The organism is Hallerella porci (assembly GCF_003148885.1).
In the GTDB taxonomy this organism is placed as follows: Bacteria; Fibrobacterota; Fibrobacteria; order Fibrobacterales; family Fibrobacteraceae; genus Hallerella; species Hallerella porci.
Genome location: NZ_QGHD01000033.1, coordinates 1 through 25,567 on the forward strand (window position 1 = coordinate 1; position 25,567 = coordinate 25,567).

General features: G+C 43.9%; 29 protein-coding genes and 3 pseudogenes. 24 read left to right on the top strand and 8 right to left on the bottom strand.

The window, feature by feature from the left end; genetic code table 11:
* Positions 1 to 84: 84 nt before the first annotated feature.
* From B0H50_RS11440 to B0H50_RS11450, 3 genes are all read left to right on the top strand, one after another.
* A complete protein-coding gene (locus tag B0H50_RS11440) occupies positions 85 to 324 on the top strand; it encodes an aminotransferase class V-fold PLP-dependent enzyme (protein WP_106200196.1) in 240 nt (79 codons plus the stop codon).
* Positions 325 to 393: 69 nt separating this feature from the next.
* On the top strand, positions 394 to 1,605 hold the full coding sequence (locus B0H50_RS11445) for a hypothetical protein (RefSeq protein WP_109587767.1): 1,212 nt from the start codon (positions 394 to 396) through the stop codon (positions 1,603 to 1,605).
* Positions 1,606 to 1,765: 160 nt separating this feature from the next.
* Positions 1,766 to 2,182 carry a class I tRNA ligase family protein gene (locus B0H50_RS11450; RefSeq protein WP_233244790.1) on the top strand — a complete coding sequence of 139 codons (417 nt, stop codon included), beginning with the start codon at positions 1,766 to 1,768 and terminating at the stop codon, positions 2,180 to 2,182.
* A 274-nt stretch (positions 2,183 to 2,456) separates the two neighbouring features.
* On the opposite strand, the pseudogene tnpA reads toward B0H50_RS11450, so the two are convergent.
* From tnpA to B0H50_RS11465, 3 genes and pseudogenes are all read right to left on the bottom strand, one after another.
* Positions 2,457 to 2,872, bottom strand: a pseudogene (gene tnpA, locus B0H50_RS11455) (IS200/IS605 family transposase).
* A 332-nt stretch (positions 2,873 to 3,204) separates the two neighbouring features.
* Positions 3,205 to 3,597 (bottom strand): type II toxin-antitoxin system VapC family toxin, encoded by a 393-nt coding sequence (locus B0H50_RS13900; protein WP_199219632.1) that lies wholly within the window; start codon positions 3,595 to 3,597, stop codon positions 3,205 to 3,207.
* Positions 3,510 to 3,824, bottom strand: coding sequence for a DUF2281 domain-containing protein (locus tag B0H50_RS11465; RefSeq protein ID WP_109587769.1), 315 nt, complete (start codon positions 3,822 to 3,824; stop codon positions 3,510 to 3,512). Before B0H50_RS11465 ends, B0H50_RS13900 begins: the two co-directional genes overlap by 88 nt.
* Before the next feature lie 501 nt (positions 3,825 to 4,325).
* Between B0H50_RS11465 and B0H50_RS11470 the strand changes: the two genes are divergently transcribed.
* The 10 genes and pseudogenes from B0H50_RS11470 (at position 4,326) to B0H50_RS11515 (ending at position 14,526) form a co-directional block, all read left to right on the top strand.
* The gene (locus tag B0H50_RS11470) at positions 4,326 to 5,735 is read left to right on the top strand and encodes a hypothetical protein (RefSeq protein WP_146193752.1); all 1,410 of its coding nucleotides are present in this window, start codon (positions 4,326 to 4,328) and stop codon (positions 5,733 to 5,735) included.
* A gap of 2 nt (positions 5,736 to 5,737) precedes the next feature.
* On the top strand, positions 5,738 to 6,349 hold the full coding sequence (locus tag B0H50_RS11475) for an OmpA/MotB family protein (protein ID WP_109587771.1): 612 nt from the start codon (positions 5,738 to 5,740) through the stop codon (positions 6,347 to 6,349).
* The gene (locus tag B0H50_RS11480) at positions 6,349 to 7,473 is read left to right on the top strand and encodes a coiled-coil domain-containing protein (RefSeq protein WP_109587772.1); all 1,125 of its coding nucleotides are present in this window, start codon (positions 6,349 to 6,351) and stop codon (positions 7,471 to 7,473) included. The genes B0H50_RS11475 and B0H50_RS11480 overlap by 1 nt, the downstream gene beginning before the upstream one ends.
* Complete coding sequence (locus tag B0H50_RS11485; protein WP_109587773.1) at positions 7,473 to 10,406, top strand: serine-rich family protein; 2,934 nt, start codon at positions 7,473 to 7,475, stop codon at positions 10,404 to 10,406. The genes B0H50_RS11480 and B0H50_RS11485 overlap by 1 nt, the downstream gene beginning before the upstream one ends.
* 26 nt (positions 10,407 to 10,432) lie before the next feature.
* The gene (locus B0H50_RS11490) at positions 10,433 to 11,044 is read left to right on the top strand and encodes a GlsB/YeaQ/YmgE family stress response membrane protein (RefSeq protein ID WP_109587774.1); all 612 of its coding nucleotides are present in this window, start codon (positions 10,433 to 10,435) and stop codon (positions 11,042 to 11,044) included.
* Positions 11,045 to 11,052: 8 nt separating this feature from the next.
* Positions 11,053 to 11,238: a hypothetical protein gene (locus B0H50_RS11495; protein ID WP_109587775.1), complete on the top strand. Its 186-nt coding sequence runs from the start codon at positions 11,053 to 11,055 to the stop codon at positions 11,236 to 11,238.
* A 26-nt stretch (positions 11,239 to 11,264) separates the two neighbouring features.
* Positions 11,265 to 11,828: a uracil-DNA glycosylase family protein gene (locus B0H50_RS11500; RefSeq protein WP_109587776.1), complete on the top strand. Its 564-nt coding sequence runs from the start codon at positions 11,265 to 11,267 to the stop codon at positions 11,826 to 11,828.
* Between the two features lie 149 nt (positions 11,829 to 11,977).
* A pseudogene (locus tag B0H50_RS11505) lies at positions 11,978 to 12,712 on the top strand (class I tRNA ligase family protein); the annotation flags it as partial.
* A gap of 77 nt (positions 12,713 to 12,789) precedes the next feature.
* Positions 12,790 to 13,797 (top strand): IS30 family transposase, encoded by a 1,008-nt coding sequence (locus B0H50_RS11510; RefSeq protein WP_109587777.1) that lies wholly within the window; start codon positions 12,790 to 12,792, stop codon positions 13,795 to 13,797.
* 60 nt (positions 13,798 to 13,857) lie between these two features.
* Entirely contained in the window at positions 13,858 to 14,526 is a 669-nt protein-coding gene (locus B0H50_RS11515; protein WP_109587778.1) for a class I tRNA ligase family protein, read from the top strand.
* 241 nt (positions 14,527 to 14,767) lie between these two features.
* On the opposite strand, the gene B0H50_RS11520 is transcribed toward B0H50_RS11515, so the two are convergent.
* Both B0H50_RS11520 and B0H50_RS13500 read right to left on the bottom strand, forming a co-directional pair.
* Positions 14,768 to 15,841 carry a Fic family protein gene (locus B0H50_RS11520; RefSeq protein WP_109587789.1) on the bottom strand — a complete coding sequence of 358 codons (1,074 nt, stop codon included), beginning with the start codon at positions 15,839 to 15,841 and terminating at the stop codon, positions 14,768 to 14,770.
* A 93-nt stretch (positions 15,842 to 15,934) separates the two neighbouring features.
* On the bottom strand, positions 15,935 to 16,087 hold the full coding sequence (locus B0H50_RS13500; protein ID WP_178348746.1) for a hypothetical protein: 153 nt from the start codon (positions 16,085 to 16,087) through the stop codon (positions 15,935 to 15,937).
* A 186-nt stretch (positions 16,088 to 16,273) separates the two neighbouring features.
* Between B0H50_RS13500 and B0H50_RS11525 the strand changes: the two genes are divergently transcribed.
* From B0H50_RS11525 to B0H50_RS13725, 5 genes are all read left to right on the top strand, one after another.
* Positions 16,274 to 18,220: a hypothetical protein gene (locus B0H50_RS11525; RefSeq protein ID WP_146193753.1), complete on the top strand. Its 1,947-nt coding sequence runs from the start codon at positions 16,274 to 16,276 to the stop codon at positions 18,218 to 18,220.
* On the top strand, positions 18,204 to 19,073 hold the full coding sequence (locus B0H50_RS11530) for a hypothetical protein (protein WP_109587780.1): 870 nt from the start codon (positions 18,204 to 18,206) through the stop codon (positions 19,071 to 19,073). Before B0H50_RS11525 ends, B0H50_RS11530 begins: the two co-directional genes overlap by 17 nt.
* A 2-nt stretch (positions 19,074 to 19,075) precedes the next feature.
* Positions 19,076 to 19,825, top strand: a complete 750-nt coding sequence (locus B0H50_RS11535) for a DUF6339 family protein (protein WP_109587781.1) — start codon at positions 19,076 to 19,078, stop codon at positions 19,823 to 19,825.
* A 268-nt stretch (positions 19,826 to 20,093) separates the two neighbouring features.
* Positions 20,094 to 20,351, top strand: a complete 258-nt coding sequence (locus B0H50_RS13720) for a class I tRNA ligase family protein (protein WP_233244795.1) — start codon at positions 20,094 to 20,096, stop codon at positions 20,349 to 20,351.
* A gap of 42 nt (positions 20,352 to 20,393) precedes the next feature.
* The gene (locus B0H50_RS13725; protein ID WP_233244797.1) at positions 20,394 to 20,906 is read left to right on the top strand and encodes a class I tRNA ligase family protein; all 513 of its coding nucleotides are present in this window, start codon (positions 20,394 to 20,396) and stop codon (positions 20,904 to 20,906) included.
* Positions 20,907 to 21,072: 166 nt separating this feature from the next.
* On the opposite strand, the gene B0H50_RS11545 is transcribed toward B0H50_RS13725, so the two are convergent.
* From B0H50_RS11545 to B0H50_RS13180, 3 genes are read right to left on the bottom strand one after another with little or no spacing between them, the layout of a single operon-like run.
* The gene (locus B0H50_RS11545) at positions 21,073 to 21,429 is read right to left on the bottom strand and encodes a type II toxin-antitoxin system VapC family toxin (protein ID WP_233244799.1); all 357 of its coding nucleotides are present in this window, start codon (positions 21,427 to 21,429) and stop codon (positions 21,073 to 21,075) included.
* Positions 21,350 to 21,568 (bottom strand): DUF2281 domain-containing protein, encoded by a 219-nt coding sequence (locus tag B0H50_RS13905; RefSeq protein WP_199219634.1) that lies wholly within the window; start codon positions 21,566 to 21,568, stop codon positions 21,350 to 21,352. The genes B0H50_RS11545 and B0H50_RS13905 overlap by 80 nt, the downstream gene beginning before the upstream one ends.
* Positions 21,513 to 21,806, bottom strand: a complete 294-nt coding sequence (locus tag B0H50_RS13180) for a hypothetical protein (RefSeq protein ID WP_146193754.1) — start codon at positions 21,804 to 21,806, stop codon at positions 21,513 to 21,515. The genes B0H50_RS13905 and B0H50_RS13180 overlap by 56 nt, the downstream gene beginning before the upstream one ends.
* Positions 21,807 to 22,116: 310 nt before the next feature.
* Between B0H50_RS13180 and B0H50_RS11555 the strand changes: the two genes are divergently transcribed.
* The 6 genes and pseudogenes from B0H50_RS11555 (at position 22,117) to B0H50_RS11580 (ending at position 25,524) form a co-directional block, all read left to right on the top strand.
* The gene (locus B0H50_RS11555) at positions 22,117 to 22,467 is read left to right on the top strand and encodes a hypothetical protein (protein ID WP_146193755.1); all 351 of its coding nucleotides are present in this window, start codon (positions 22,117 to 22,119) and stop codon (positions 22,465 to 22,467) included.
* Positions 22,468 to 22,481: 14 nt separating this feature from the next.
* Positions 22,482 to 23,153 carry a hypothetical protein gene (locus B0H50_RS11560; protein WP_109587785.1) on the top strand — a complete coding sequence of 224 codons (672 nt, stop codon included), beginning with the start codon at positions 22,482 to 22,484 and terminating at the stop codon, positions 23,151 to 23,153.
* A 128-nt stretch (positions 23,154 to 23,281) separates the two neighbouring features.
* Positions 23,282 to 23,851: pseudogene (locus B0H50_RS11565) on the top strand (ATP-dependent Clp protease proteolytic subunit); the annotation flags it as partial.
* The gene (gene ftsY / locus B0H50_RS11570) at positions 23,851 to 24,753 is read left to right on the top strand and encodes a signal recognition particle-docking protein FtsY (RefSeq protein WP_109587787.1); all 903 of its coding nucleotides are present in this window, start codon (positions 23,851 to 23,853) and stop codon (positions 24,751 to 24,753) included. The pseudogene B0H50_RS11565 and the gene ftsY, both read left to right, overlap by 1 nt.
* Positions 24,734 to 25,093: a hypothetical protein gene (locus B0H50_RS11575; protein ID WP_109587788.1), complete on the top strand. Its 360-nt coding sequence runs from the start codon at positions 24,734 to 24,736 to the stop codon at positions 25,091 to 25,093. Before ftsY ends, B0H50_RS11575 begins: the two co-directional genes overlap by 20 nt.
* On the top strand, positions 25,090 to 25,524 hold the full coding sequence (locus B0H50_RS11580; RefSeq protein WP_106200208.1) for a thioredoxin family protein: 435 nt from the start codon (positions 25,090 to 25,092) through the stop codon (positions 25,522 to 25,524). Before B0H50_RS11575 ends, B0H50_RS11580 begins: the two co-directional genes overlap by 4 nt.
* Positions 25,525 to 25,567: the final 43 nt, after the last annotated feature.

Consider the following 25,567-nt stretch of genomic DNA (forward strand, 5'->3'; position numbering starts at 1 on the left):
GCTTTGATTTTGCTTTTCGCTTCTTCAATTTTGAAATTTCAAAGCTCTTTTTTTAGCTAACAAAAACTAAATGACACAGTTTATTTGACAGAACCCGATGGCGAAGCGTTGCTTCATTTACTTGATTTGAATGGGATATGCGTTTCTACAGGTTCTGCTTGCGATAGTAAAAATACACAAGTATCTCATGTACTGAAAGCGATTGCTTTAGATGAAGAATACGCCAAGGGAACAATTAGAATTTCTCTTGGGAGGTGTAATACTATTGACGAGGCGAGAACTATTGCGGAAAAAATTCGAATGATTGCTAAGAAAATAATGTAGATTTTATACAAAAATTGAATTATTTTATGTGCTGATAAGAGAACAAAATTTCCAAAAGAAGGGATTGAGATGATATTGAAAGTTTCTGAATTTGATGGACTCCCTTCTGATGGTGAAGTTGTTTTTTCCTGGAATGATGAGAGTCCTTGTGCAAGATTGGTCAATGTTGATCAAGCGATAAAATTCATTCATGAAAATATGGATATTAAATATGGTGGTGTGATAAAAAGAAAACATTCTATAAAAGGTTTTTCTGATGAAGGAACAAAATTTGAAATAAATGACTTTGTTTTTACAGGCGGAATGTCAGCAAATGAAGAAGAACTTTCCCTTTCTGGCATTGGGTATTTAGAATTAATAAATTCTTCGATTAACTTTTACGGGATTGAAATTCCTGAATTATGGTTTGATGCTTTTTCTCGTTATAAAGATGAGTATAGAGGGGAAAAGGTGACGTATTTGTTTAATTGTACGTCTTTTTCTATTAATGGTATCTCATATGATTTATTTCATAGAGATGGTCAAACCTTTATTGTAAAACTTGATGGGACACAAATTTCTGACAATGAATCTAATGCTATTGGAACAGTCTTTTCAATTGTGTTTGGAACTTTATTTAAGGTGAATTCTATTGTCGGATTAGACGAAAAAATGAGTGTTGTGTATAGAAAAGATTTGTGTGATTTAAACAAATCTATACCGTCAAGACACACGTTTGCGCAGAAAAAAAGGACAGATGCGTCGGAGATTTTAGCGATTGCTTTCAATGAATTTGAATTGAAAAATGAAAAATTTGATATTGTACGTGCGTCATCTATTTTTTATCATGCAATGAACTTGCCTTTAGTGATGCGGTTTGCTCAGATGTCGATAGCTTTTGATACGATTGCAGGAACTGTGGCTAGGTATGAAGGGACAAATCAAGTGTATTTTTCTCAAGAAGCCTTTTCTGATGTGGAAAAAGATTTATTTCGCATAATTGAAAAAAAATTTCCTGATATTGTTGAAGCTAATATTGATGCGATAAAGGGCAAAATACATGCATTAAATTGCAAGTCGATGGCCGATAAGCTTGGGATTCTCGAAAATACTTTGGGTGTTAGTTTTTCTGATGCTGAGAAGAATACGCTTAAAAAAAGAAATCCGGCTGTTCATTCTGGTTTTATAACAAAGACTGATGACTTTGAGAAAGATCTCGGTGAAGTGGTGTCTTTAGAGCGAATTATGGTTAAATTATTCTCGCATATATTAAATGTTTCGGAATATATTTGTTTTGAGTGATGTTGCAAAAACTGTTGAACGATTGTTCTGGGGTGTTAGGGATAGTGACCCCTTGGGGCGGAGACTCGCGGCAGTTTTGTATTGCATTCCTTGGAAGCGAGGCTCCGTTTTATGAGGTTGGGCGGGAACGGAGACCGCTCCGGAAGCAATCGAAAAGGTCATGCACCAGAGCATCATCAAGGTAACCGATGCGATTGAAAAGTTGAGTTTCAACAACGAACTTCTCAAATCCGCCGATCGCTACCGCGAATCCTGCGAAGTATTTGCCCTTCTTTTGCAACCGTTCGCTCCGCACATCGCCGAAGAAATGTGGAGCATCCTCGGTCACAACGAATCCCTCACGAACGTCGCCTGGCCCAAAGCCGACGCTTCCAAAGCCGAAGAATCCTCCGTGGAAGTCGTTTTCCAGGTGAACGGCAAGGTCCGCGCCAAGGCATCTGTCGCCAAGGACATGGACAAGGCCGAACTTGAGAAGCTCGCCATGGAAAATGACCGCGTCAAGGAGTTCATGAACGGCAAGACCGTCGTGAAGTCCATCGTGGTTCCGGGCAAGCTCGTGAACATCGTGGTGAAGTAGCCGTAAGCCGAGTGCAGCGGAATCGCTTGCGAGTCCATTGCTGAGGCGCAGGCTACTGCGACGAAGTCGCAACTAATAAAGGGGGAAGAATCCCCCTCGCTTCAGCCCCGACCCCGCCCTTATAAAAAAGATTCCCGCCGGCCTAGCCGGCGGTTCTTCATAGACGGGCATAGCCCTAGGATACTAGCAACGCGTAGCACGCGTTGACGGTTCTGACACTGGCGTTCGATCCCTACTGGCTGCCCGTAAACGGGCTATAGTTTACCCATCATGGTCAACTGTTCCCCAAACAATCTTCATCCAGCTGATGCTTGATATAGTTCGCTATCTTGGCCGCATTTTTACCTGCCATGTCAACATAGTAGCCGCGACACCAAAATTCCCTGTTCCTGTATTTGAACTTCAACTCGGGAAAGCGTTCGTACAACTGCAGGCTGCTTTTTCCCTTCAAGAAGCCCACCACGCTGGACACGGCATACTTGGGCGGGATTTCCAGCTGCATGTGGACATGGTCCGGACAAACCTCGGCCTCCACTATCGTTATTTTCTTCCATTCGCACAGCGAACGGAGTATTTTCCCGATTTCCAGCCGTCTCTCTCCGTAAAACACCTTCCGCCTGAATTTGGCGCGAACACTATGTGGCATTTGCAGTTCCAGCTCGTATGGGCCATTGTTTTTATATTTTCCATATAATCCTCTAGTTGTGTCGTGATGCAGTGTACAGACCGCATCGTAAAATTAGCTGGAGGATTTTTCATCACCGCCAAAAGGCTTCCTTGGAACCACCAGCCTAGCTGGTGGTTTTCGGTTTATACAATCACGCCCACTCATTTGAGTGGGCGTCTTTTGTTATAACCCACCCTGGTCGGGTCTAGAGCCTGCCCCGGACTCGTTCCGGGGCTACCCTTTCTAACAGGCGCTCAGTCGCCGCGCCCGTAACGCCCGGGCTTTATCCCGCCCACCCGCCCAAATGGCAAAATGCCGCAATCATAATGATTGTGGCATTTTATGAACAGTGAGGTTAGACAGTCATGACACAGGGCTCATTATATCCAGATAGTAACGAATCGTGTGTCAGCAAGATTATTCCTTCGGCTTTTGCTTGTGCGATGAGCATTCGGTCGAATGGATCTTTGTGTGATGGTGCGTTTTCGTCTCGTTTAAGTTTTTCAACTTCTAGAACATGTTCTTCGTAAACCATCAACTGCTGAAACCCTGCCTGAGTGCAGTAGTCCAAGAATTGTGCTCCTGAAATGGGCATCTTGTTTGGATTGATTGCGTGCTTTATGACAATCTCCCACATGGAGATTAAACTAAAAACAGGTTCTACATTTTCTTGATTAATGAGTTTTCTTGCTTCGATTGGCAGCTTTTCACTATCGAGAAGAGTCCAAAGAGCGATGTGCGTGTCCAATAAGACTTTAATCCGTTCACTCCAAACATTTCCGCGATTTCGTCATTGCAGAAATCAATGTCGTCGGGGATGGAGAACAGTCCCTTGGCGATTCCGAACTTTTTCACGTTCCGCTTAACGGAGCTATTTACCGATTTCTGGAGAATGAAATCGATAAAATCAGAAACTTCCCCTACATATTCTGCGGGGATGGCTTTGACTTTTTCTTGCAGTAGTTCGATAGGCATAAGAGCATCCTCCGTTTTAAATATACCTTTTTACGCGCTCAAAAGGCAACCCCCTTCCATCTTGGAATACCCCTTTCCCTTTACAATTTGCCTCAAAATCGCCATTTTCGTCACAAAAACATATACTTTTGTAAATTTTCTGTGCATTCAGTTCATATTTAAGTTATTTTTTAAATTGGACATATTAGAGAGTTTAGCTCTTGTTCTCTACACGAAATCTAGACAGTTTCTAAACACGAGAACAAGGTGAACGCTCACGCAGGCATACCGTTTTATGGTATGCTTCAGTTTGCTGTATCGGCTAAATCAGCCGATTATTGGTCGTTGACCAAGGGCAACAGCCCTTTCGGGGCGTGGGTCGTTTGCGTTTATCGTGTTGAGGCAAGTCTAGAGCCCCGTGTAGGTAAATGCAACGAACCCGCCCCCTTTTTTGTTTCCTGACAAAATTGGCATGGTTCTTAGCAGAACGAGAATTCCTGCTCAAAAAAAATGGAAAGGACTATGCTTGAAACACTAAAATTCATCATCCCGGTTGACCTGCTCCAAGGCTGCTTTTTTCTAATCATTTTCGGTCTGGTTATATCGGCTTGTGTATTGGTATTTGTAAATGCCAAGCAAAAAAATTGGGAAATCAATTGGAAAAACAATACAAAAGATGACCCTACTGATGATTTGAATATGGGTCATGGTTCCATTATGGAATTGTCGGAAATTGTGGCGACTAAGTCGGAAAAATTTGCAGAGGCATTACCAAACATAGCCTTGATTATTGGTCTTTTGGGGACTTTTTTGGGAATCGGCATCGCATTGAATTCTGCGGCGAGTGTTTTAAGAAATACCGATGCCGATTACCTTAGCATGATTCCGAAAATGCTTCCTATGTTGGATGGCATGGGTGCTCAGTTCAAGTCCAGTATTTACGGCATTATGGCATTTTTGCTGATGAATATTTGGCTGAATTGGAAAGGAAAGAAAAAACAACGTGTTCGTTGGTGCGCCATTATCTGCAATTCCTTGATTACCGAAAAAAAGAATGCAAGGCTTGAATACGAAACAAAACTCCTTGAAGGTGTAATCCGCTTGCATGATTGCTTGCGTGATACATTGCAAGACGGTTTTCTTAAACAGCAAAAAGCTTTTAAGGAGCAACAGAAGGCTCTCGTTGAAGGTTTTAATAGCCAACAAGATCGATTCGCCTCGCTCATTGATTTTTCAAAGGAACTTGCAAATGGCATAGGCAGCCTTGCTAAGATGACTGGTGAACAAGTTGAAAAAATTGGAAAGTCAGCAGAAGATATGGGAATGTCCTCAAAGATGCTCTCCGTATCTGCAGACAGCTTACGGAATAGTGTAAACGATTTCACTCCCTCTGTAATGAAGATGCTGGAATCTATACAGACTTCGTTTATTGATAGCGTAAAGACTACTAATAAGACTATGGAAAAGGCTGGGAAAATTATAGAATCTAGTGTTGAAGGAATGTCTGCTGAAATCAAGGGAACACAGGAAACACTAATTGAAACAAACAATAAATTTGACAAAGATATTACTGAATCACTTGAAATTATAAGAAAGTCTTGTGATGCTTTGAAAATCGCAAATGATTCCAATAAAGGGGTCATGCAAAAACTAAATGACAACATTGACGTAAAACTTGAAGAGCTAAACAAAGCGAACTATGCAATACAACGAGCTCTTGACGGCCTTGGCGAAAAAATTGCAAAAGAAATCAGTTTTGAAATGGGCAATATTGCCGGAGACGCAAAGGATCAAATGGATGCAATAAGGACTATTGCAGAGCGAATGGAATCTGTACAGGCAGAACTACAAACAGCCTCGGATTCCATTTGTGGAGCCATTGATCACTTGACTCAAATAATCGAATCGTCATCGGCAAATCCTGAAGGTTAGCAATGAAGTCAAACCCATTTGTTTCAATATCTGATTTGATGGCGGGTGTTACCGCAGCAGTGATGCTACTGCTGGTGGTTGCCGTTGTTCAATCTGCGTCGATTCAGGCTGACCACGAAGCAAAAAAGAGAAAAGGCATCGAGAATGCCATTGCGGAGATAAAAGAAAGCATCTCATCAAACACGGAAGGCATTGTGGTTTCCGATAGCGTTATTACATTGGCGGATTATTCTTTCGAACGAGGAAGCGCTTGTTTGAATGGCAGCGTTGAATCAGTTCTAAAAAATACAATTGCTCCCATATTGGAAAGGAAATTAAAGGAATATCCAAACATTTCAATCCAAATTGAAGGTCATTCTGATGCTGCGGCTGTTCAAAAGCCTAACACGAATTTATCTAAATCTTGTGCTTTATTTGACGATAATTACAGCCTTTCCGCTGGTCGAGCACGTGAGGCGAGAAAAGCTGTATTGAACGGCGTTCAAGGGGACGCCTCAATAAGTCGCCGAATAGCGGTGGTCGGTTTTGGACCGGACCGTTTAATAAACACTAAAAGGCCAATGGCAGCGGAAAATCGTCGCGTCGAAATTCGCTTAATATCGGGAGGCATCTAATGCATATTCTTGTTGTTATACAGGCAAATTGTTTTTTCGCTTTTGAAATCCAAAATACAAATTCTCAGCCTTTACCATTAAAAGATGGAGAGTTGGCACTTCCATTGAGTCAGTTAGAGTGTATTAGCGATTTGTTCATGGAATACGCCAATGTTAGAAATATGGATGATTTCGAGTTTGATGTTGTCAATGCATCCGGAAAAACGGATTGTATAAAAACACTCGTTAGCTGTTTACTTCCCTGTGAGTCATTTCAAGTTCGTTCCATTGAAAATGTTCTGCCAGAGTTAATACTCAAAAAGAATATTATGAATGACGAATCAACAAAACAATTGACCTTTGATCATCGAAATTATGAAGTGACAGTTGATGAATATGGCATTTGGAAAACTTCCTCTTGTGAAACGGAAGGTGATGCTCTAGGTGTTGAGGACTTTGTAAGTCTGTGTACAGAAGGTTTCTCAATAAACAAGGCTAAACTTGCAAAGATTGATGAACTAGAGCAGCGGATAACATTTTTAGAAAAAGATAATGAGAGCATTCGAAGGGAACTGGCATATAAGGAGTCCAAGATAAGGAATCTTGAACGGAAAAGGGTTGAGGAAGAAACTGCAAAACAGATTGCACAACAAGTTGCTCAAAAAAAGAAAGAAGACAAGAATAAGATAAGACAAGGACGTGTTGAGGTTCGCTTGACACTGGCAATGGTAAAAAAATTATATGGGAACGGTATGGGTATCTTTGGCTCGCGTACCCAGTCTTTCCATACAAGCTATGATTCTCATCCAATTGTTTATCTAAAAAAGGACAAGTGTACTATAAAAAAGTATGATCCACTTTTAAAAATTAAAGACGCCTTAGATGATTTTTGCGACATGGAAGTCGGCAATTTTGATGTCAATTTTGCAGAAAAAGATTCTTTAATTCTTGCACAGAGAGATGGAGTGTTTTATAAAGGATGTGATTGGATTTCAAAAGGTTCGTATGGCAGTGTGGAGACATCCAGAAGATGGCATGCAGGCGACCTAGTTGGAATCATCGCCGACCCAAAGGATGATGAAGCAGAAATTCGCAAGTATATGGAAGAAGTAATGAGAAAAGAAGCGATGAAGGACTTTATCTAATGGCTGCACAAAATTTTCTTTCAAGGGTATCCCAAAATAACGTCTTAGGCAACTTGCTAAGAAGCAGTGATTCGTTCTTGGATAATGGATCCAAGCAGGCTGTTCTGTTTGAACAGGGTGTTCCTGCTTTTGATCAGTGTAAGTTCTACAAAATAGATAGTCTGACCTATGACAAGGAATTTCCTGCAAGAGAGGCCTTAGAGAATGTAATGTCCTCTATGGACAACAAAGATTTTAATTTTGTCTATATTCTGTCTGGAGAAAATTCAGAGGTCAGCCTTTATGTGGGGGTGGTAAAAAATTCTAAAAACGCATCTCTCGTATCCGCAGCATCATACGCAGGCCGTTTGGAAAAAGCGTTTAGCGGTAATTTTAACGGTTCTGAATTAAAACCTCTCGACAGAGAGGCTATATCCAAAGAAGTCTTTTTGGAAAGCGACTGCAACCCTTTAAAACGTCAAGGTTTCGTTTGCGGAATTCCTTCGCTGACAAAGGGGAACGAAGGAAAAGAAGGAATTCTTTTCCAGGGGGTAGATAGGCTTGTCAATTGCATGGCGGGAATGAAATGGCGTGTAACTGTAATATGTCAGCCTGTTGACGAAAATGAAATAATTCAACTACAGAATCAGGCTTATAAGTTGGGAAATTATTTAGCAAAAGAAGCTAAGCAGTCTTTCCAACAAGGAAAATCGGATACAGAGGGGACGTCATCGTCAAAAACTGATGGTAAAAACAAATCTGCAACACTCGGTGATAACGGAAGTAAATCACAAAATCATGACAATACGAGCGACAATTCCTCCTCAGACTCAAAGGGATGGTCGTCTAGCAACACTAAAGGGACCAGTTCTTCGGTAACCAAAGGAACCTCCCAAAGCACAAATATCAGTACAAACGTTACTTTAGAACTCACAAATAAAAAAGCCGAAAAGCTCTTAAAATATCTTGATGAAGAATTTCTGAAAAGACTAGATCTCGGCCTCTGCAAAGGTCTTTTCAAAACAACGGTCTTTGTGGCTTCCGATACAAATGAAGGTTACGATCGCCTCCGTTGTAATTTGTTATCTCTTTTTCAGGGCGATACATCTTCTTTCGCTCCTCTTATGGCAGAAAAATTGAACGAATTAGACACTTCTACTTCTTGCCAACTTTTTTGTACTCCAACATCATCAATCGATGTTAATTCAAACATCCCGTTGCTCTATTCTAGGCCTTATTCTTCCTCCAAGGAATTGCAATACGCCACCTATTTGACATCTCGAGAAGTCAGCATTTTGGCAGGGGTCCCGTTACATGAAGTTTGTGGCATAAAGCTAAAGCAAGCCGTTGAATTTGGACTGAACATAAATAAAGTACCTGACGACGCCAATGCAATTCCTCTTGGACATTTGGTACAGAGGAACATCATTGTAAAGAATCAGCCATTTATTTTGAACAAAAACGTTTTAAATAAACATATTTTTGTTTCTGGCACAACTGGAAGCGGCAAGACTACGGCCTGTCAAAAAATTCTGCTGGAATCAAAGTTGCCGTTCCTTGTAATTGAACCCGCAAAAACAGAATATCGAGGAATTAGAAATGATTCTGTTATCGCTATAACCGTTGGCGATGAATCTAGGGTTCCCTTAAGGTTCAACATGTTTGAACTTATGCCCGGAGAAAGTATTTCTTCGCATATTGACCAGCTCAAGGCGACGTTCACAAACGCATTCCCAATGGAAGCGTCTATGCCGATGATGCTCGAAGAAGCGATGTATCTGTGCTATGAAAAGTATGGCTGGAATACACGTAATTCTCAAAGGGAAGAAATTAACGACGCACTCCCCTACGAATACCCAATATTGAGCGATATGTTTAGCGCCCTTAATGAAGTTGTTGATTCCAAGGGCTTTGGCGACGGCAGATTGAGTGGCGATTACAAGGGCTCTTTGGTTAGTAGGATTTCTAATTTGACCAAGGGTGCTAAAGGAGCCATGCTCAACACGAGAAAATCCTTTGATTTTGACGCTCTCCTTGACCAGAAAGTTATTTTCGAACTTGAAGCAGTCCAATCACAAGAAGAAAAATCTTTCTTGATGGGGTTAATTCTTGCGCGTCTTTCTTATGCAATTAAAAAGAGATTTGCAAATAAAAAAGATTTCCGTCATATAACGCTGATTGAAGAAGCGCACCATCTGTTGTCGAAAGTTGGTTATTCGGATAACGGCGCAAAAAAGAATGCGGTCGAAATGTTTAGTAATATGCTGGCAGAAGTTCGCAAATATGGTGAAGGCTTGATTATTGTGGACCAATCACCAAACAAGATGACTCCTGAAGTTTTGAAAAATACTAACACCAAGATTATCCATCGCCTTTTTGACCAAGAGGATAAGGATTGCATTGGCAATACAATGATGATGGATTCCAAGCAGAAAGACCACTTATCGAATTTGGAAGTCGGACATGCCATCGTCTTTTCTGAAAACACAGACAAGCCTGTTCATATAAAGTTTGAACGAAGCAAAGACGCGGACACAAGTGACAATGATATCTCTGATGACGCTTTGATGCAACGATGGAAATCAGTTCAAGATAAATTGTACCATTGTGAGAATTCCTGCGATTGGGATTACCTGCGAGATGAAACAAATTTGTTTAGAAATGTTCTAATTGGCAAGGATTCTATGCAATTATGGAAAGGGAAATCTCGTATAAGAATTCGTTATATCGAGCTTCTTCACAAGATTGCAAGAAAAATGAATAAAGATGAAGCTGAAGTGTGGATGGACATTGTAAAAGAAACAACTTTTGTTTATGGTCCAGAGGAGGCTCGTTTAGCTTTATTGAATGCCAGATTTCAGGAACAGATGCGTGAGTTATATGAGATGTTACAGTCTCAAAACGAACCTACTGATTCCAAGAAATTTGGAGAATTAACAACTTTAATCAAATAACAATCAATCTTAACAAGGAGATAAATATGGGATTTTTCGGAGGCTTATTTGGTGCAATCGGCTCCGCTCTGGGAGCCATTGGCGGAGCTATCGCTACTGCTTTGGGTGCTCTTGGTCCCCAAGGGTTGTTCTTGGTGGGAGGCTTGATTTCCTCTGTCATAGGAGCTTTGCTTGGAGACAAAGAGGCTCCAGAAGAACTCGGTGAGAAGGTCCTTCAGGCTGAAGAACGAGGAATTGGCAAACAGAATGATGAATCGTTTGCGGATGCTAGAAAAAGATTTGATGAATTTGATATAGATCCAGAAAAGAAACATGATCCAGAACTCGCAAAAAGAGTTGGTTTGGGTTTTCAAATTCAGTGTGGTGCGGAACAAGGAAAGGATATTTCTGATTTCGCGATGGCTGCGATTAAGCTGTTTAATACAGATTCCCTTGACGAAAATGTATTTAAGAAGCTAATTGCCATGACAACAAATACGACTGAGTTGAATGATATAGGAAAAATGATAAACGGAAAGCTCGAGTCACATGATTTGATCAATCAATGTACGGACAGGCTCGCCCAAGCCGAAAAGGCTGCTAACCCGAACTTGAGTGATAACGACGCTTATAGAGAAGCCTTAAAATATAGGACATAGGCACTTTTATGGGATTTTTTAGTAGTATCAGTTCTATTTTGGGAAATTCTTCTAGAGAAAAAGAAAGGAAGGAGCCTAATATAGCGGAAGAAAATGAAAAAGCTTATAAAGAAGCAAAGAGGGCTTTTGACCATTTCTTTGATGACGAAAAAAGTGTAGAAATTCAAGTAGATACGGATGAAGATAATGGATAAGCTATTCTAGAAATTCAAAATTATATATGGCAGACCAGAATGAAGAAATGAAAGATACTGTTTGGCGAGAAAATCTTGGGCAGAAGATAGTTGTTGTATTTTCGTGTCCAGGACAAGACGAAATGTATGCTGGACGACCTGTTGTCGGAAAAACTGGCGATAATTTGAATTACATGTTAAGCCTTCTGACTTTTGAAGGGAAATCGTTATCACGAGATAAAGTGTCTATTACAAATGCTTGGCCTAATATAGAGTTTAATGCACTAACAGGGCGAACTGAAGCTAAGGATTGTGAAATATTGAATGTTGCTAATTTGAATCGGCTTGATAAGGAAATTGGTAAAGAGACTGAAATCATAATCGCATTTGGAGATAAGGCGGGAATTGCAGTTGGGCAAATTGTAGAAAGCAAATCTAATCTATTGGTCGTATGCGTTCCACATCTTTCTCTTAGATATTTAAATTCGAATATATCAAAAGATACGAATGGAAATGATATAATGAGTCTTCCTGAAGAAAAACGAAATTTTGCAAGACTTGAAGTGGTTGCTAATAAGATAAAAAGTCAATCTAAAGGTAAACTGACTTAGTAAGAAATTAAATTCACGTTAGGGATAGTGACCCCTTGGGGCGGAGACTCGCGGCGGTCTTGTATTGCGTTTCTGGGAGTGAGGCTCCGTTGCAAGAGCAACGCGGGTGTGCCGAAGGTGCGCACGAGTTGCCTTGCAATATAGCCCGACCCGCACGAAGTGCGGGGAACGCCCAAAGAAATAATTTTGAAGCCTGCTGGGCAGCCGACGGCACCTACATCAACAGCGAAAATGCAACCCTTTGCCTGAACGGTCTCAACAAGAAGCAGGGTATCGCCAAGGTCATCGAATGGCTCGAAGCCAACAAGATCGGTAAGGCCACGGTGAACTACAAGCTCCGCGACTGGCTCTTCAGCCGTCAGCGTTACTGGGGGGAACCCTTCCCCATTATCCACTGGGAAGATGGCGAAATCTCTACGGTGGATGACGCCGAACTTCCGGTGCTGTTGCCGGAACTCAAGGACTACAAGCCGGGTGACGGCGGACAGTCCCCGCTCGCCAATGCGACGGACTGGGTAAATATCGTCGATAAAAACGGACGCAAGGGTACGCGCGAAACAAACACCATGCCGCAATGGGCGGGAAGCTGCTGGTATTATCTGCGTTACATCGATTCCCAAAACGAAAACGCTTTTGCCGGCAAAGAATTGGAAAAATACTGGATGCCCGTGGACCTGTACATCGGGGGCGCGGAACACGCCGTGCTGCACCTTCTTTACAGCCGTTTCTGGCATAAAGTGCTCTTTGACCTGGGACTCGTTTCCACGGACGAACCGTTCCAAAAACTCTTCAACCAAGGAATGATTCTCGCCTACGCTTACGAAGACGACGCAGGCTCCAAAGTTCCCGTCGATCAAGTCGAAGAAAAAAGCGGAAAATTCTTTCGCGAGTTTTCATCGCCAATGCAACTGATGTAAGGTAATCCGGAAAGAAAATTTCCCCAGGGGCGAGCCCCTGGGGAATGGCCGAGTTTTTCTACCTTGCCGTTTCAGCTAAAAAAATAGGTGAGGTGATGAGACTCGACCGAGATAAAAGATACCAAATTAAGGCCCTGCTTTCCGCGGGCTTAATGCAAAAAGAAATAGCAAAGTTGCTCGACGTAAAGGAACCGACCCTGTCCAGGGAGATATCCCGGAACGGCGGTCGCATACACTACGATCCCGAAAAAGCCCATAATCGAGCAACTAGACTGGCGGCCACAAGCCACGTGCATTACGTGTACGATGCGGAAGACTGGAAGATAGTGGATGCCCAAATCAAGGACGACCTGTCGCCCGAACAGGTGAATGGACGTCTGAGCAGTGATGGGGTGGGTGTTCCCTGCGTTTCCACGATTTACAGGCACGTGAAATGCGACAAGGAACTCAGGTCGCATCTGCGACATGGAAAGAAGCCGTACCGCAAGAGGGGCGAGAAGAAGGACAGGAGAGGCCAGATTGTAGGCCGGGTCTCCATCGACGACCGTCCCGCGATAGTCGACGAGAAGAGCCGCATCGGCGACCTCGAGATAGACCTGATCAACAGTGCGGACCACGATGCGAACTTGCTGACAGTCAACGACAGGATGTCCAACTACTGCCTGATACGGTACCTGCCAACGAAAAATGCCGACGACCTGAAGAAAACTCTGGTTCGTGCCCTCAGGGATTACCGGAAGACCTTCCCCCTATACACCATCACGTCGGATAACGGCAAGGAGTTCGCTTGCCATCTGGATATCGCCAAGGCACTTGGCGTGGAATACTACTTCGCCCACCCCTACCACTCTTGGGAACGCGGGGCAAACGAGAACATGAACGGACTCATACGCCAGTATCTGCCGAAAAAGGAGTCGTTCAAGGGAATCTCGCCGCAAAAAGTCCGGTGGATACAGGACAAACTCAACAACAGGCCAAGAAAAAGGCTTGCTTTTATGACTCCGTTAGAGTATATTTGTATGCAAGTTAAACAAGCTGACCGATTGCGTTAGCGACAAAAATCCGCCTTTGATAAAGAAACGGGAAAAGAGCTGCATCAGATTGTCGCCAAAATGAGCAAGTCCCTGAAGAACGTGGTGAACCCGGACGATGTCGTTCAGAAATACGGCGCGGATTCGCTTCGCTTGTACGAAATGTTCATGGGTCCCCTCGATGCGGTCAAACCTTGGAATACCCAAGGAATCGAAGGCATGTACCGTTTCCTTTCCCGCGCATTCCGTGCGGTCATCGGCGAAGAAGACACCGTTGAATACAAAGACACGCCTGTTCCCGCAGAACTCGCCAAAGTGATGCACCAGAGCATCATCAAGGTAACCGATGCGATTGAAAAGTTGAGTTTCAACACGGCGATAAGCCAACTTATGATTTTCAACAACGAACTTCTCAAATCCGCCGATCGCTACCGCGAATCCTGCGAAGTATTTGCCCTTCTTTTGCAACCGTTCGCACCGCACCTCGCCGAAGAAATGTGGCAAGTGCTCGGACACAAAGAATCGATGGCCTACGCGCCCTGGCCCAAAGCCGAAGAATTCTCCGTGGAAGTCGTTTTCCAGGTAAACGGAAAAGTCCGCGCCAAAGCGCAAGTCGCCAAAGACATGGACAAGGCCGCACTCGAAAAACTTGCCCTTGATAATGACCGATTAAAAGAATTTATGGCGGGCAAAACCGTCGTGAAGTCCATTGTCGTGCCGGGCAAGCTTGTGAGCATCGTGGTGAAGTGACGCGACCTTCGGTCGTGTCATCCTGAACGTAGAGGCGTAGCCTCGTAGTCGAAGGATCTAGGAGGGGAAAGCCTTCCGCACCACCTAAAGGTGGCCATGTACACTAAGGCCTAAAGGCCAAGTGTCCAAAGGTCGCTTCGGCCCCGGCCCCGCCCTTATAATCACGCCCACTCAAACGAGTGGGCGTCTTTGTATAACTCGCCCAGCCGGGTCTTCCGTTACCCCTTCTAGCGGGCGCTCTTTAGCAAGACGGCACAATAAATACGTGCCAGGAACCTTCGTCCTTCCCTTTTTCGACATAGTGCTTGTCGATTAGGGTCTGTACTAGTTTCTTGACTGAAGTCGGCTGCAAACCGAGCTTACGTTGTATGTCAGCTAGCGTCAGTACGGGTTCACTTTGCATCATGTTCAGGATTTTTCCGTAGTTCGGTGTACGGAACTCGATACACTCGCCATCGTACCACCAGCGATTTTCTCCGCGCTTTGTCACGAATAAAACATCCGCGTAGACTTCTTGAGCAACGATGTTGCGGAAGTACCGAAGGAAAGGGCTGATGGATTGAATCGATGCTTTTGCTCCGTCACTTGGAGCAGACCCAACAGCCAAATCTGTTGAGTGCAATGCTTCCAGATATTCCGTTTTTTTGCGACTCCGAATGACAATCATCGGAATATCGTGCTTTGCCAAGATATAGTTCACCAACAGTCGCGCAATACGTCCGTTTCCATCTTCGAACGGGTGGATTCGAATATAGCGGTAATGGAAAAGCGCTGCCAATTCTATAGGCGAGAGCCTTCCCTCTTTTTCGGCCTCGTTGTACCAGTCGACAAGATCGGTCATCAGGGCGGGAGTCTCTTCCGGCGACGCATATTCGAACCTGTCGCCGTAGCGAGTGATGACGCTGTTCGGGCGCGTCTTGTACTGCCCAGCATGAACCGTGTATCCGATTTGCATCCCGTCGGGCAGGGTGCGGTGAACTTCGTAATCTTCGCGCAAAAGGGTACGGTGCAGTCCGCGAATGAAGTTTTGAGTGAGCGGAGATTCCTTGATACGGGATTCCGCTTCCATCATCTTGAGAGATACTTCACTTGCGACCATCTCCTGCACGCTTCTTACGTTCGCTTCGCCAATGACCTTTCCGAAGAGCAAAAGAATTTCGGTCTGCCCGTAGGTGAGCGTGTTGCCCTCGATATGATTGCTGTTGTAGTTGAAATCCACCGAAAAACGGCGGGCAAGCCTTGCCTTGTCGTCGTCGGAAATGGGCTGGATTTTACGCCATGCATCGAGTGCCTTGTCTAGGGTCAGGTATCTCATATCCATAAATATAACCAAAATGTTGCTAAAAAGGTAGTGTAATACAGCCCTTTTTGATAACATTTTTATCAAAAAGGGCTAAAAAGCTCCTTTTTACCCTCCGCAGAACGCAAGCGACGCCACAATCCCCACGATAATCAGGAACGGCAGAACTTTCAACAGCAGCGTGATGGCGCATGCGTCTCCTGCGTCGCCAGCCCCGAAAAGGGCCAAAATCCCGAGCACGATAAGGAATGTTACCAGCATAGAACCTCGCCCTTACAAATATACATACCGCAAATGTCAGATTATGACAATCGGGTGTTTTGCAATGAAAAAAAATGGATTTTTTGGTTGTTTTTTTCGGCATTTGTTTGTTAATGATGTGCTTTTTAAGATTATATTTGAGGAAATCATCTTAAAATGGACTTCGCTTTCTTTCAGGAGATTTTTATGCCTATCGGTTGGAATTTCCCAAACAACAATCATGGAACGATTAATGGTATTGGCGACGCCGGTATTGAAACGTTTAAGGGTGCTTTATATAAATCGTTGGCGAGAGAAATATGTCAAAATTCGCTAGATGCGCGTCTAGATGAAGGAAAACCTGTTGTTGTTGAATTCCAACTTACTGATGAACTTAGAACGCGAATACCGGATTACACACAATTGTGGGAGGCTATACGCAAGTGTAACCGTTTTTGGACAGGGCAAGGAAATCAGCGTGCGATGGATTTCTTTAGTAGAGCTGATGAATGTACTAGGCTCCCATTGGTTTCGATTTTACGCATTAGCGACCATAATACAACAGGATTGACTGGTTCTAGGGATTCCATCAACACTCCTTGGCAAAATCTTGTTAAGGCATCGGGCGTGTCCGGAAAGGATGGTTCTGCTGGAGGCAGTTTTGGAATAGGGAAGTCTGCTCCGTTTGCTTGTTCTGAAGTAAGGACTATTTTTTACTCTACATTGGATAAGTATGGATTAAAAGCTTTTCAAGGAGTTGCACGATTAGCGTCATCTCCCGTAGTAGAGTCATCAGATCTTTACACAACAGGTGTTGGGTATTATGGGGATATTAAAAAAAATACAGCGCTGGAGGAATGTCGTTCTTTAACACAGGGATATACGAGAAAAGATAGTGGAACTGATTTGTTTGTTTTGGCCTTTATAAAAAAGAAAAATTGGGAAAATGAAATTATTAAGGCTGTATTAGATGATTTTCTTGTCGCTGTTTTTAATGAGGACCTTGTCGTTTATGTCAATAAGACATGTATCTCGAAAGATACATTACAGGGTTTGTTAGAAAGAATAAAAGAAGAGTGTCCTGACATATACAACAATTACCTTGTAATGACAAAACCTACTTATCAGGAAAATCTTGATTTTGAAAATATGGGTAAAATTTCATTACGCGTACTTATGGGGAAAAATCTTCGACGAAAGGTGATGATTTGTAGAAAGAATGGAATGCGAATATATGATCAGAAAAAAATATCTACAATCATTGATTTTGCTGGCATCTGTATTCTTGAAGATGAAAAAGTCAATGAGTATTTTAGGAAAATGGAAAATCCACAGCATACTAGATGGGAACCTGATCGACATACAGATAAGGATGCGGCCCTTAAATTTAAGGCGCTTAAGGATTTAATACGAAATTACATTCTTGATAAAGGTGCACGAGCAACAGTTGATGAAACTGATGCTGAAGGCGTCGGTGAATATTTGGCTGATTTTGGTGAGAGCTTTTCTAATAATGAAGAAAAGAGTGAGCAGGTTTCAGACCAAAATATGGATATTGAATTATTTGACTCCCCAACAAAAAGTATGCAAAAGGGTTTTGAAAGAATGCCTGGTGATGGTACTTCGTTTGAAGAGGGCTTGGGCGATATAGAAGATTATACGGGTGGTGAAGATGGTGAAAAGGATTATCACGATGATGACCCGAACAAAACACATGAAGGTAACTCTTTTGGTAAAAATGATGGGCCAGGTCAAGGTTCTGGCGGATTAAGTGGCTCGGGAGAAATTCGAGAAACTGGCTCGCGGAACGGGGATAGCGATCAGATGATGAAAACGACTTATAATGTTAGAATGATGTCTATCCGCATGATGGAATTGAATTCGGCTAAAAATGAATATTTGCTGATTTTTACGCCAGAGAAAGTTTCTGGAAAAGCTTTTTTGCAATTGCAGCTCTCGGGAGAACAACCGGGGAAAATTCCGCTCAGGGTTGTTAAAGCGAAAAATAAAGAAACAGGAGAAAATCTTCTTTGTAATGGAGATCGAATCCTGTTTGACACAATTGTTCCTCAAAAGAAATATAAAATTGAATTTTCAATTGATTATGCGGAAAAGTGTTCGATGGAGGTGAATCTTTATGGATATACGCGCTAGATTATACCCATATCCGGTATTATCTGCTGATACCGATGATTATATTGACAGCGAATTTTCCTTCACGGTCGTTCCCCAAAAACAATTGACGGAAGTTAGTCTTGATATAACAATATCGTTGAATAATGCAGAACTTCAATCAAGAATTGACAATGACGATGCTGTTATTTTAATTCACATAGAATGTTCAAAGACGAGTTTTCGCAAAGCGATAAAAACAACGGATATGCATAAAGTCTTACTGATTTCTAACAAAAGGCTGAACGGAAATGTTTCAATTTGTTTGTTTGTGGTTGCAGCAAAGGACTTGGTTGACTATTCAAATGGTAAATTCAATGAAGATTATGAAGGGATGTCTTTCAACATTGAAAAGGGAAATATACTTGCCATTGGCGGACAGCGTATTTTACAGGTGACAAAGGAAGCCGAAGAGTTGTCTAAAATACCATCTATCTTTACGATATGCCGAGCTATGTCGGATAATGAAGATGAGGGTATGCAGATAGATCTCGACCGTGATAAGATTGTTATAACTTTATGTGATGATGCTTTTAAGAACTATAAACTACTGTGTAACTCTACAAGCAAGTTGCCCATTTTTCATGCAATGGTTATTATTCCAGCCCTAATTTATGCTCTTGAAAGTATTCGTAAAGATGGGATAAATGCCTATGAGGGGCGAAGATGGTTTAAATCTATTCGTCGAACTCTTGAACGAAGCGATATTAAACTCGATAAGGATACTCTGGAAATGAAACCGTCGTATTATCTTGCACAGAAAATGATGGAATCTCCTGTAAATAAAGCCTTTTCGGCAGCCGTTGCTGAAGTAGATTTGGAAGATGAGGACTAAAGATGAAAATTCATTTTCTTAAAGAATCTAGCCTTGAAACACTAAGGAAAAACATTCATGCGAATTTGAACTGCTATAAAAATCCATCTAACGAATGGATTGCAGATGCTTGTGGTGAAGAACCTTTTGTTGAGTTTAAAGCGGAAATTTCAGACTTTGAATTGAAATTTGATGTGAATAGGGAAGCCAGTAAACAGGATGTTGAAAATGCGATAAAACTTTACGACGCAATGAAAAACTTGAGCGATACGCAGGCAACAGACGAGCGTTTGTGGGCTGGAATCTGCCATAATGATTTTTATGGTTTTCTCAATAATCGATGGCAAATGAGTAAGCCGGGAAAGCTAAAAGACAATGAAGTTGTATCTAGGTTTTTCTTTGCTAGAAACTTGAAAAGAGGTTTATTCCTAAATTCTCTTGCAAAATTATGGTGGTGCGCCCGTTTGACTTATAATGAAAAGCTTGAAGATCCGTTTTCTCTAACTAGGTATTTTGCTGATGACTTTACAACGAAAACGCTAATGATTTTTTCGAATAATTTTATGGCGAATAAGAATATTGTAACAGGGCTAATCACTGCTTTGCAAAAGCTGGAAAAAGAAAACTTTGTTTTGCCAAATCAAAAGAAGAAACGTGAAGTGTATTATGAGGCAACTCGATACTTAAATGTTCTTGGTGGCACAAGTATTTTAGATTTTTTCAGTGCTGAGGAAATTGAAGACCGGGTTATTCGACATCTCAAAGCGATGTAGAACAGAATCTGAAATAATGTCTAAGAAGCTTTCGCTTTAGGGATAGTGACCCCTTGGGGCGGCTCTGTGGTGCCGTTTTATGAGGTTGGGCGGGAATGGAGTGAACCGGGCGACCCATAAAATATAGCCCGATCCGCACGAAGTGCGGGGAACGCCCAAATGCAAATCTTTCCGACGAAGTCGAAGAAAAGAACGGCACAGCTGCGAAAGGCGAGTGCCGCGACGGGGTGCTTGCACACCGGCATGGTCGAGCCGAAGCAGATGGCGCTTGCGCCACTTCTTCAAGAAGGGAACCGACATCGAGCTCAAGCAGATTGTGGCCAAGATGAGTAAGTCCCTCAAGAACGTGGTGAACCCGGACGATGTCGTTCAGAAATACGGCGCGGATTCGCTTCGCTTGTACGAAATGTTCATGGACCCGCTGGATGCCGTGAAGCCGTGGCAGACCAAGGGCATCGAAGGCATGAACGGTATGAGACCGTTCGGCCAAGCCTCACTCTCGCCACCGCCTCAGCTTAACGCATGAGGCTATGTGGCTCACGGCCTCGGCCGCGCCTGGCGTTCCGTGGTGGGCGACAGCGATGAAGCCCCGGTCTTTGTGGATGAAACCGCTCCGGAAGCCATCGAAAAGGTGATGCACCAGACCGTCATCAAGGTGACAAGCGACATTGAGAACATGAGCTTCAATACCGCGATTAGCCAGCTGATGATCTTCAACAACGAAATGATGAAGATGGACAAGCGCTACCGCGAACCGTGCGAAACCTTCGTGAAGCTGTTGCACCCGTTCGCCCCGCATATCGCCGAAGAAATGTGGAGCATCCTCGGACACAACGAATCGCTCACGAACGTCGCCTGGCCCAAAGCCGACGCTTCCAAAGCCGAAGAATCCTCCGTGGAAGTCGTTTTCCAGGTAAACGGAAAAGTCCGCGCCAAAGCGCAAGTCGCCAAGGACATGGACAAGGCCGCACTCGAAAAACTTGCCCTTGATAATGACCGAGTAAAAGAATTTATGGCGTGCAAAACCGTCGTGAAGTCCATTGTCGTGCCGGGCAAGCTTGTGAACATCGTGGTGAAATAAAGGTCCCTGAGCAGGTTGGCGAGCGTCTGTCCTCGCTTGACGGGGATGCCGAACCAACCGAAGGTCCGAACAGCCCTTAGTGAACCAAGCCTCCCTGCGGGGAGAAGGATCTAAAAGCATTGAAAAGGCGTTCCCTGTGGAACGCCTTTTTTGTGTGGAAATTATTTTACCAGGTCGTTTTTACTTCGTAAAGCGGAATTTTTGTGTCTCGCGTTATTATCGTCAAATCGTTTTCAATTGCTTGAGCGATAATGAATCTATCAAACGGATCTTTGTGGATGTCAGGCAACTTTTTTAACCTTTCTGCATCGTATTCCGTTGGCGGGAGATAAGCAAAGCATTCGTTTTCTAAAACATTTCTCAATTCAGGAATGCTGATGTTGAATTCAAGAGTTCCTTTCGCTTGCTTTATCGCGATTTCCCAAAGAGAAGCATAACTAAAATTATATGTACTCCGCGAACTCTTCGAGCGGTTCGTCAAAGTCGGGAGCCATTTTGCAGGGAATGTCCTTAAGACACCCAAAGCCTTTCTTCTGGGAAACGGACTTTGAGCTTTCCTCCGAGGCAAACTTGAAAAAAATGTAGTCCACATAGGAATCGATCTCGTCAAGAGCCGATTGCGGGAGAGATTTCAATTTTTTTTCTAGGAGTGCGTAATTCATAAAGACCTCCTTGCAACACCTCAATATACATTTTTCGTAATTTGAAGTCAATGTGGCCGACCGGGAAGGCTTGAATACGCTCCATTTCCGACCCGGAATAACACCGCTTTTCTTGCAATCGCGCGATTTCGAGCTGATAAACTTTTTGAACGAAATGCTCGGCTTTAAGTTGTTTTACAGAGTGTAAACGAAGGAATGAGCAATGGATCTTAACGAGAGTATCAAATGCTGCTGCCAATAGAACTTTGTATGATTTAGGTTCCCGTTATGGCGAAGCCGCGTCTCTTGATTTAGCAGCTTACGATGGAAAGTCGCCAAGTCCAAAAATAGAACCACCTCTTCGCTCTTCTCTATGTATCTTTGGTTGAGAATATTTTGCGGAGCTGCGGCAATTCCCGCCGTATCAACAATGGCAGATTCTCCCGGAGCGAACGGACGATTCGCGTCAATGTAATCCCGCATAGTTCCCGGAAAAAACAACCAACTCCATAAGAAAAACGGTGAAAAGAGATGCTTTGGGACGCGCAACCAAAGATTCCATTTCCTACATGTCTAAACAAACTCCGCAAAAAATAAAAGTTGTCGTTGATTATGAAAATCTGAATCATTTATATAAAACGGGGTTTAGTGGACGATATGAAATTTCGTCAAATGGTCGGGAAAAAAAATTTTGGCTGAATGGAAAACTATTACAAGAAGATGCTTATTTTATTGAATTTAAAAAGAATTTAGCAAAACAAAGTGAAGAAGTTTCCCCATATAGACCGCCTCGGGTTGAATATTTGACAGCGGAAGAAATTGAAAATTTGATAAATGGTGCGGGAATTGTTATCAAGCGTGTCCGTAATGCAAAAGCGGATAATGTAATTTTGGGATATAACTTTTTAAAAGTGAACTGATTTTGGAGGTTTCTATGAACATTTTCAAACTGCTCGCCATTTTCGCAATGATTTCTATCACGGCCTGCACTTCGGAGACTTCGCCCTCGGGCGCGGAAAAGCCGAACGAAAATTCCTCAACGGAACTTTCGTCAAGTTCCGCATCTTACGGCATCGTTCCCATCGATACGACCATTCGGGATTACGTCGATCCGATTGAAGGCACGATTTCTTCGGCTTCGAAAACGAGTTACAACTTTTCAACGAAGCGGACGATTCTTTTTGATTCGACGAGAATTTTTGTCGCCGCATATTTTCAGGACAGGGCAATTCAAGGTTCCACGGATCGTGCGGGCGGCTCGGCGACATTCACCTATCGGCTTTTGAAATCGGCGAACTCGGGCAAGGACTTTGTCGGTTGGCTTCTTTCTGGCGGATATTGGAGCAACGACTGCATCTCGGATTCCGCACATTTTGTCTCCCGATGCTTGACGCAAAACGGCGAACTTGTAGATTACAACAACGGATGCTCCGTCAACAATTTGCAGCTTTCCTGCGTCTATCCATACGAAGCTGCAAACGATTCCGCCGCCTTAAAAACGCTTTCGCAAGAGTTTCTGAAATTTGCGAAGGAAAGTCTGTCGGAGGCCGAAAATTCTTCGCCGAGTTACAGCAAAAGCTCCGCGTCAACGGCACCCGGACAGTGACCGAGAAAGAGCCTGAAATCACGACGGGGGCTTATGTCAAATTTTACCGCGGTCGAAAAATTTCTAAATTGTCCCCAAAACCATTTTCCCTATGGAGTTTTTGATGAACGCCGCTAAAAAAAAACGAGCAAAATCCAGAAAAAGAACAGACTCCCGACTTTATGAAAAAAGCCGAAGAATTCTTTGCCAACAACCGCAAAATTTTCCTTTGGGCTCCCGTATATGACGAAAGCGCCACCCGAATCGTAAAGCAGATGATGTATCTGGATTCGCTTTCCCACGACGACATCACATTTTATATCAACAGTCCCGGCGGTGTCATTTCCAGCGGGCTCGCCATTTACGACTGCATGAACGCCATCCAGAGCGACGTGGTCACAGTGTGCTGTGGACAAGCGGCTTCCATGGGCGCAGTTCTTTTAACCGCGGGCGCAAAGGGCAAACGCTACGCCTGGCCGTCGGCGCGCATCATGATTCACCAGCCGCTGATTCAAGGACAAATGGAGGGACCGGCAAGCGATATCAAAATCCAAGCCGAAGAAATGCTCCGCATCCGCTCCATTACAACGGGAATCATCGCCCAAACCACCGGAAAATCCAGCGAAGAAGTGGACAGGGATACCGAACGCGATAATTTTATGTCGGCAGAAGAGGCAAAGGCCTACGGACTTGTCGATGAAGTAAAGAGCGTCTTCTAATGGGATTTTTTTCGGCCATCAAAAGCGGACTCGCCAAAACCCGCGAAGCCATTCTCGGAGAACTTAAAGGCATTGCCGGCAAAGGCAAAGTCACCGACGAAATGCTCGAAGATTTGGAAGAGCGCCTGATTAAAGCGGACGTGGGGACAAGTGCCGCATTCGTTTTGACCGACGCCCTTCGCGAAGAGGCTCTTGGCAAATCGCTTTCCCAAGAAGAGGTGCTCAACATTTTGCGGGCAGAAGCGGAACGCTTTTTAATCGATCCGCCGCCGTTTGCATTCAAAGGCAAGCCTCACGTGATTTTAGTTATCGGCGTGAACGGAGCGGGCAAAACGACGACCATCGGAAAGCTCGCCAAGAAATTTGCAGATGAAGGGCACAAGGTGATGATTGCCGCAGCCGACACTTTCCGAGCCGCGGCGATAGAACAGTTGCAGGTTTGGGCGGAGCGTTCCGGAGCCGAATTTGTGCACCACGCCGAAGGTTCCGATCCGGCTGCGGTCGCCTTTGACGCTTGCGCAGCGGCCAAAGCCCGCGGTTGCGACATCGTATTCATCGATACGGCGGGCCGCCAGCAAAACAAAGACTACCTGATGGAGGAACTCGCCAAAATCGTCCGCGTTCTCAAAAAACAGGATGTCGCGTACCCGCACGACATGCTTCTCGTGATAGACGGCAATACCGGTCAGAACGCCATCAATCAGGCGAAAATTTTCAACCGGAGTTTTCCGTTGACGGGACTCATCGTTACCAAATTGGATGGCACGGCGCACGGCGGCTCCGTCCTTTCGATCGCCAGCTCGCTCAAAGTCCCGATTCTTTGGGTTGGAATGGGAGAACGCATCGACCAGCTCGTGCCCTTTAAAAAGGCGGAATACGTCGATGGCCTCTTTAAGGAATAAAATCCTTTTCGGGACGCTGGCCGTTTTAGCGACGGCCTGCACCGAAAACATTTCCGTCCCCGCGGAATTTGTTCGTCTCTATGGCGACTTGAGAATTGCCGAGCGAGAATTTGGCGAAACTTCTCCCGAAGGACGCATCGCCCGGGTTCAGATTTTGGAACGTTACGGCTACACCGCCAACAGGTTCGATTCCATTGCAGAACAAATCCAGAGCAACTCCAATTTGTGGGAACCCTTTCAGGAATCGGTTTTGGTCTATGTGGATTCCATCGCGGTTCTCGCCGGCGCAGTCACTCCGCAGCCCAAAGCAAACACGCTTCCCCAAAAGGCCAAAAAATGAAAAACGCGATTTGCCTTTGTCTTATTCTGTGCGGGCTGTCCTTTGCCAAGACGCCGACCGATTCCACACATTGGGAAAATTACTCCCAAGCCCTCGCCGAAGCAAAACGGGATCACAAAATGGTATTCGTCGATATTGTCGCCGACTGGTGCCTTCCCTGCCGCGAAATGGACAAGACAACCTATCGGGACAAAGGCGTCGCCACATTGCTAAACACCCGCTTTCACCCGGTGCGCATCAAACAAAACTCCCAGGACACGATTTTATGCGACACTCTGCGCCTGCCCGTGGAACGCTGTTTTTTTGACGTGTGGAATCTGCAAGCGGTTCCCTCGTATGTGCTGATCGCGCCAAACGGACTTTCGATTCTGACCTATTCTAGTCGTCCCTTAAAATCCCGCCCAGCCCGCATAACTATTGGGAAAAACTGATTTCCACCCTGTGAAAATATTGCAAGGTTTTCTAAAATATGAC

Excerpts from the sequence above, each read along its gene's own strand:
- B0H50_RS11465 (WP_109587769.1), bottom strand. The coding sequence starts at position 3,824 with ATGCCTATCGAACTACTGCAAGAAAAAGTCAAAGCCATCCCCGCAGAA.
- B0H50_RS13905 (WP_199219634.1), bottom strand. The coding sequence starts at position 21,568 with ATGAATTACGCACTCCTAGAAAAAAAATTGAAATCTCTCCCGCAATCG.
- B0H50_RS11485 (WP_109587773.1), top strand. The coding sequence starts at position 7,473 with ATGGCTGCACAAAATTTTCTTTCAAGGGTATCCCAAAATAACGTCTTA.
- B0H50_RS11475 (WP_109587771.1), top strand. The coding sequence starts at position 5,738 with ATGAAGTCAAACCCATTTGTTTCAATATCTGATTTGATGGCGGGTGTT.
- B0H50_RS11445 (WP_109587767.1), top strand. The coding sequence starts at position 394 with ATGATATTGAAAGTTTCTGAATTTGATGGACTCCCTTCTGATGGTGAA.
- B0H50_RS11495 (WP_109587775.1), top strand. The coding sequence starts at position 11,053 with ATGGGATTTTTTAGTAGTATCAGTTCTATTTTGGGAAATTCTTCTAGA.
- B0H50_RS11520 (WP_109587789.1), bottom strand. The coding sequence starts at position 15,841 with ATGAGATACCTGACCCTAGACAAGGCACTCGATGCATGGCGTAAAATC.
- B0H50_RS11490 (WP_109587774.1), top strand. The coding sequence starts at position 10,433 with ATGGGATTTTTCGGAGGCTTATTTGGTGCAATCGGCTCCGCTCTGGGA.
- ftsY (WP_109587787.1), top strand. The coding sequence starts at position 23,851 with ATGGGATTTTTTTCGGCCATCAAAAGCGGACTCGCCAAAACCCGCGAA.
- B0H50_RS11575 (WP_109587788.1), top strand. The coding sequence starts at position 24,734 with ATGGCCTCTTTAAGGAATAAAATCCTTTTCGGGACGCTGGCCGTTTTA.
- B0H50_RS11510 (WP_109587777.1), top strand. The coding sequence starts at position 12,790 with ATGGCCGAGTTTTTCTACCTTGCCGTTTCAGCTAAAAAAATAGGTGAG.
- B0H50_RS13500 (WP_178348746.1), bottom strand. The coding sequence starts at position 16,087 with ATGCTGGTAACATTCCTTATCGTGCTCGGGATTTTGGCCCTTTTCGGG.
- B0H50_RS11580 (WP_106200208.1), top strand. The coding sequence starts at position 25,090 with ATGAAAAACGCGATTTGCCTTTGTCTTATTCTGTGCGGGCTGTCCTTT.
- B0H50_RS11470 (WP_146193752.1), top strand. The coding sequence starts at position 4,326 with ATGCTTGAAACACTAAAATTCATCATCCCGGTTGACCTGCTCCAAGGC.
- B0H50_RS11560 (WP_109587785.1), top strand. The coding sequence starts at position 22,482 with ATGAACATTTTCAAACTGCTCGCCATTTTCGCAATGATTTCTATCACG.
- B0H50_RS11500 (WP_109587776.1), top strand. The coding sequence starts at position 11,265 with ATGGCAGACCAGAATGAAGAAATGAAAGATACTGTTTGGCGAGAAAAT.
- B0H50_RS11515 (WP_109587778.1), top strand. The coding sequence starts at position 13,858 with ATGAGCAAGTCCCTGAAGAACGTGGTGAACCCGGACGATGTCGTTCAG.
- B0H50_RS11555 (WP_146193755.1), top strand. The coding sequence starts at position 22,117 with ATGTCTAAACAAACTCCGCAAAAAATAAAAGTTGTCGTTGATTATGAA.
- B0H50_RS11525 (WP_146193753.1), top strand. The coding sequence starts at position 16,274 with ATGCCTATCGGTTGGAATTTCCCAAACAACAATCATGGAACGATTAAT.
- B0H50_RS11530 (WP_109587780.1), top strand. The coding sequence starts at position 18,204 with ATGGATATACGCGCTAGATTATACCCATATCCGGTATTATCTGCTGAT.
- B0H50_RS11535 (WP_109587781.1), top strand. The coding sequence starts at position 19,076 with ATGAAAATTCATTTTCTTAAAGAATCTAGCCTTGAAACACTAAGGAAA.
- B0H50_RS11450 (WP_233244790.1), top strand. The coding sequence starts at position 1,766 with ATGCACCAGAGCATCATCAAGGTAACCGATGCGATTGAAAAGTTGAGT.
- B0H50_RS11480 (WP_109587772.1), top strand. The coding sequence starts at position 6,349 with ATGCATATTCTTGTTGTTATACAGGCAAATTGTTTTTTCGCTTTTGAA.